Origin of the sequence: Thioalkalivibrio sp. (assembly GCF_041685615.1) — a bacterium.
In the GTDB taxonomy this organism is placed as follows: Bacteria; Pseudomonadota; Gammaproteobacteria; order Ectothiorhodospirales; family Ectothiorhodospiraceae; genus Thioalkalivibrio.
Window position 1 is genome coordinate 1 of sequence record NZ_JAWLFK010000088.1, and the last position, 4,799, is coordinate 4,799.

The following is a 4,799-nucleotide window of genomic DNA, read 5'->3' on the forward strand; positions in this document are numbered from 1 at the left end:
CTTCATGGGTCTGCCGACGCTGGAAGTCGGCGACATGGGCGAAATGCCCTCCGGCCTGCCGGTGTTCCTGTTCCCGGATATCCCGTGGAACCTGGAGACACTGCAGATCATCTTCCCGACCGCGTTCGCGCTGGCCATCGTTGGCCTGCTCGAATCGCTGCTGACCGCTTCCATCATCGACGATCTGACCGACACACCCTCGGGCAAGAACCGCGAGGCCCAGGGTCAGGGCGTCGCCAATATCGTGACCGGCTTCTTCGGCGGCATGGCCAGCTGCGCGATGATTGGCCAGTCGGTGATCAACATCAAGTCCGGCGGTCTCGGTCGGCTGTCGACCCTGGCCGCCGGCCTGTTCCTGCTGTTCTTCATCCTGGTGCTGGCCGATCTGGTCTCCATCATTCCGATGGCCGCGCTGGTCGCCGTAATGATCATGGTCTCCATCGCCACCTTCGACTGGGGTTCGCTTACCACCCTGCACAAGCTGCCGCGCACCGATGCCGTGGTACTGGTCGTGACCGTGGCCGTCACCGTGATCACCCACGACCTGTCGATGGGCGTGTTCGCGGGCGTGCTGCTCTCGGCGATCTTCTTCGCGCGCAAGATGGTCAAGGCGGTCGAGGTGAAGAGCGACCTGTCGGAAGACGGCAAGACCCGTATCTACACCGTACGCGGCCAGCTGTTCTTTGTCGCCGTGGACAAGTTCATCGACAGCTTTGACTACCGCGAACGCATCCACAACGTCGAGATCGACCTGACCCGCGCCTCGCTGTGGGACAGCTCGGCCGTGGCCGCCATCGACAAGGTCGTCGGCAAGTTCCGCCGCAACGGCATGGAGGTCGAAGTGAAGACCCCGCGCGGCGAGAGCGGCGAACTCCACGACAAGCTCGCTCTGCACGACAAGGGCGCGGACCTGGGGCCCGGCGGACACTGATCCCGGCGCCACGACTCGCACCGTTATTGCGAGGAGTGCAGTGACAAAGCCCTCAAGCGGCGCAGCGTTGAAGCGCCGCAGGCCGGCCCGAAGGGCAAGCGAATCGAGTAACCTCCATACGGAACCACCGGATCCCGGCTCGGTGCCAGCTTTGAGAGATTGCGGCGTCGCCCTCGCCTCCTCGCAATGACCCTGCCGGTGGCGACGCCGGGGTTGGAGAAATTGGAGCCTGCGCTCAGGCGTGGCAGGCTAGTCGCATGATGAATCTGCGCCGGCCGGCCGCCCCGGCCGATCCCAGGGCGGAACGTGAACGGATCCGGCGGGCCTTGCTGTGGCCGATGGCCGGTGCCGGGATCCTGATCGCGATCCATGCGCTGCAGGACCTGACCGGGGGCGACTGGTCGCGCCTCGGCATCCTCCCGCGCGATGCGGTCGGCGCACTGGGCATTCTCGGTTCGCCTCTTATTCACGGCTCCTGGGGCCACCTGCTGGCCAACGTCCCGACCCTCTGGGTGCTGGGCATGCTGACCCTCTATGGCTTCCCCCACGCCACACGCGTGGCGGTCCCGCTGATCTGGCTGATGGGCGGGCTGGGCGTCTGGCTGTTCGCCCGCGAGGGGCTGCACATCGGCGCGTCGGGCCTGACTCACGGGCTGATGTTCTTTGCCGTCGTGATCGGCATCCGCCGCCGCGATGCATTGTCCGTCTCGCTCGCGATCATCATCCTGTTCCTCTACGGGAGCATGCTGTGGGGTATCGTCCCCGGCGCCCCCCGCGTGTCGTTCGAGGCGCATCTGTTCGGGGCGGTGGTCGGCGCGGTCTGCGGCTGGTTCCTGTATCGCCGCGACCCGTTACCCCCGGCACGGCGGCCCTCCTGGGAAGAGGACGACGGCACCGACCCGGAGACCCTGCGCAAGATCGAGCAGGGGAGGCTGGACGAGATCGAGCCCGGGAAGTCGTCGGACGAGCCGTGGCGTCGCGATTAGTCGGACACGTGTGTGGACGCGGTTCGCTGCGCTCAGCGCATCCTGCGGTGATGCTTCCGGACCCGCCGATCGCAGGGTGCCGTGAGCGCAAGGAACCGCACCGATGCCACCCCTCTCACTGTCCGAAATACATCCGCACCCCCGCCATCAAGGTCAGGCCGGGCGCTGGCTCGTAGTAGCGGCCGCCCGCCGCATTGATCCGGATGTTGTCGACGTTGTCCGCATCCAGCAGGTTGTTGGCGGCGACGAAGGCCTCGGCGCGGGTATCGCCCTGCCGCCAGAACCGGCCGGCGCGCAGGTTCAGCGTCGTCTGCGGCCCCACCTTCTCCGTGTTCGCATTGTCCGCGTAACGCGACCCCACGTGCAGCGCGTCCACGGTCACGAACCAGGGGCCGTCGCGCCAGTCGGCCTCGACGAACAACTGCTCGCGCGGCAGCCCCGGCATCCGATTGCCGTCATGGCGAACACCGTCGACATCCTCGAAATCGCGAAAACGGAAACGATTGAGGCTTGCAGCGGCGCTCAGGGTCCACTGTGGGTTCAACCGCCAGTCTGCGCTTAGCTCAACGCCATCGCGGGCCGTGCGCCCGGCGTTGGTATAGAACGTCCGGTCGCCCCGACCTTCAAGCTGGTACGGCGACAGCTCGTCGCGCACCCGGGTAGCGTAGACCGAGACCTCCCAGGAGAGCCGCGGATTCTCGCGGCGGATACCGACCTCGATACTGCGCGCCCGTTGTGGCTCCACCTCGGGGTTGAAGCCGCCTCCGCCCTCTGGATTGGCAAACTCGGTGAAGGTCGGGGTCTCGAAGTTGGTCGCCACATTCACGTAGGCGCGATACTCGGGCCTGAAGTGCCAGATCAGCCCGGCCATGCCACTGGTCTCGTCAAAGGTCCGTCGGCCCGATCGGTCCGTGACGTCATCGCCATCGTCAAACCACTCAACGAAGTGATCGTCGATGGACATGCGAATACGATCGTGACGGCCGCCGGCCACCAGATTCCAGTCCGACCCGAGTGCAGTATCGGTCTGGACAAATACCCCGCGAGAGCGCGCCCGCTCCCGCTGGTCGAGCGCCAGGTCGCTCATGGGATCAACCGGGTCCGCGGAACAGTCGCCGCCGTCGCGATCGAAAAGCCGGCCAGCAGAACAGCGCCGTGTGCGGTCATCGCGCTGTTCTTCCAGATCGATGCCGGTGAGCACACGGGTCGCCCCAACGTGGCGCTCGTACTGGGCATTGACCCCAAAGAAATCGCGCTCGTAGGCGACGCGAGAATCACCGGGGAACGGCAGCTGCTGCGCATAATCGCGCTGGGTCCAGAATCCGCCCAGGCGCAGCTCGCCCCCGGCCAGGGGCTGCTCCCATTGCAGGCCGGTGGTCAGCTGTTCGGCGGACTGGGTACTGTCCAGCGCCGTGGCCAGCGGGGCCGCGGCACGCCGGTCCTCGCGCATCTCTTCGCGGGTCAGACCGCCGGGATCGTCGGTGCGTGGCGCATCCAGGTAGCGCAGGTGAACGTTGAGGGTGCCGGCTTCCAGTTCCGAGGCAGTGTGCAGGCGGAGGTAACGCTTCTCCGCGGTGGACTGGTCGCGGTAGCCGTCGATTGCGAAATCGTGTGCGGTCAGGGAATAGCGGTGGGTGCCGTGGTCCTGCTCGGCCACGGCCTCGGCGCGGCGAAAGCCGTGGCTTCCAAGCAATACCCCGCCGCCAATGCCGCGCGGGTCCCCTCCGTCACGGGTCTGCGCGGCGATGACGCCACCGGAGGCGTTGCCGTACAGCGCGGCGCTGGGCCCACGCAGGACCTCGATGTCGCGCAGGTTCAGCAGGTCGATCGCGTCCACCTGCGACTGCCCGTCCGGCGTGGTCTCGGGGATGCCGTCCTGGAGGATGCGCAGTCCACGCACTCCGAACGGAGCGCGCGAACCGAAACCGCGGATCGAGATTCGCGCGTCCTGTGCAAAGTTGTAGCGGTTCTGCGCGAACAGGCCCGGCACGCGATTGAGTGCCTCGTCGATCTGCAGGCCCTGGCGCCCCTCGGTGGCCTGGCGCTCGTCGACCCGGCTGACCGCCGCCGGCAGATCCGCGAGCGGGGTCGCCAGCCGTGGCGCGGTCACGGTGATCTCCACCGGATCGAGCACCGGCGGATCCGCCTTCGCACCGCTCGCCGGGGAAACAACCAAAAAGGCCAAGAGCATCCAGCCACCCAGGCGGGGGACCGTCGACTCCGATGCTTCCAACGTCGCACCTCCTCTCGCTCGCCCCGGAACCTCCAGTAGACCGGAAACCGGCCCCTCGCCGGAAAGACCCATCGCCTTGCGGAAGATTCCGTCCAAGGCCGTGTCATTTCCGCAACGCTGTGGCCTTTTAACGGGATCTTCATCGGCGCTTAACGGGGGCGTCACCCGGCCTCCCCATGCTTGGGCCCTGTCGAGAGGCATCCGCGTCTCGCCAAAACCCTCAAACGCCAATAGGGGAGAAATCCATGAACCGCAAGCACCTTCTGACCAGCCTGATCGCTGCCGGCCTGGTCGTCCCGGCCCTGGCCAGCGCCGACTGGACGGTGTACGGCCGCGCCAACATCTCCGTCGATTATCTCGACAACGGCGCGAGTTACAGCGAACCCAGCCTCGTCAGCAACTCCAGCCGCCTGGGCTTCAAGGGCGAACACGAGTTCCGCGAACAATTGATCGGGATCTTCCAGATCGAACAGGGTATCGACTTCGATGCAGATGACGACCTGACACTCGCCACACGCGACACCTTCGCGGGTCTGAAGGGCGACGCGTGGGGCATGCTGCGGGTCGGCGAATTCGATACCCCGTTCAAGCGCGCCCGTGGGCCAGCCAATTTCTTTGGCGACCAGCTGGGCGACATGCGCAACCTGAC

General features: G+C 66.4%; 4 protein-coding genes. 3 read left to right on the forward strand and 1 reads right to left on the reverse strand.

All coding sequences use genetic code 11. From position 1 onward, the window contains the following. Together ACESLR_RS11555 and ACESLR_RS11560 are read left to right on the forward strand one after the other, a co-directional pair. A partial coding sequence (locus tag ACESLR_RS11555; protein WP_373054699.1) for a SulP family inorganic anion transporter occupies window positions 1-931 on the forward strand: 931 nt, incomplete at its 5' end. Window positions 932-1,188: 257 nt separating this feature from the next. After that, on the forward strand, window positions 1,189-1,917 hold the full coding sequence (locus tag ACESLR_RS11560; RefSeq protein ID WP_373026113.1) for a rhomboid family intramembrane serine protease: 729 nt from the start codon (window positions 1,189-1,191) through the stop codon (window positions 1,915-1,917). Window positions 1,918-2,032: 115 nt separating this feature from the next. On the opposite strand, the gene ACESLR_RS11565 is transcribed toward ACESLR_RS11560, so the two are convergent. Then, the gene (locus tag ACESLR_RS11565; protein WP_373067502.1) at window positions 2,033-4,108 is read right to left on the reverse strand and encodes a TonB-dependent receptor family protein; all 2,076 of its coding nucleotides are present in this window, start codon (window positions 4,106-4,108) and stop codon (window positions 2,033-2,035) included. A 287-nt stretch (window positions 4,109-4,395) separates the two neighbouring features. Between ACESLR_RS11565 and ACESLR_RS11570 the strand changes: the two genes are divergently transcribed. After that, window positions 4,396-4,799 (forward strand): porin (locus ACESLR_RS11570; protein ID WP_373026115.1); only part of this gene is annotated, 404 nt, incomplete at its 3' end.

Excerpts from the sequence above, each read along its gene's own strand:
- ACESLR_RS11560 (WP_373026113.1), top strand. The coding sequence starts at position 1,189 with ATGATGAATCTGCGCCGGCCGGCCGCCCCGGCCGATCCCAGGGCGGAA.
- ACESLR_RS11565 (WP_373067502.1), bottom strand. The coding sequence starts at position 4,108 with ATGCTCTTGGCCTTTTTGGTTGTTTCCCCGGCGAGCGGTGCGAAGGCG.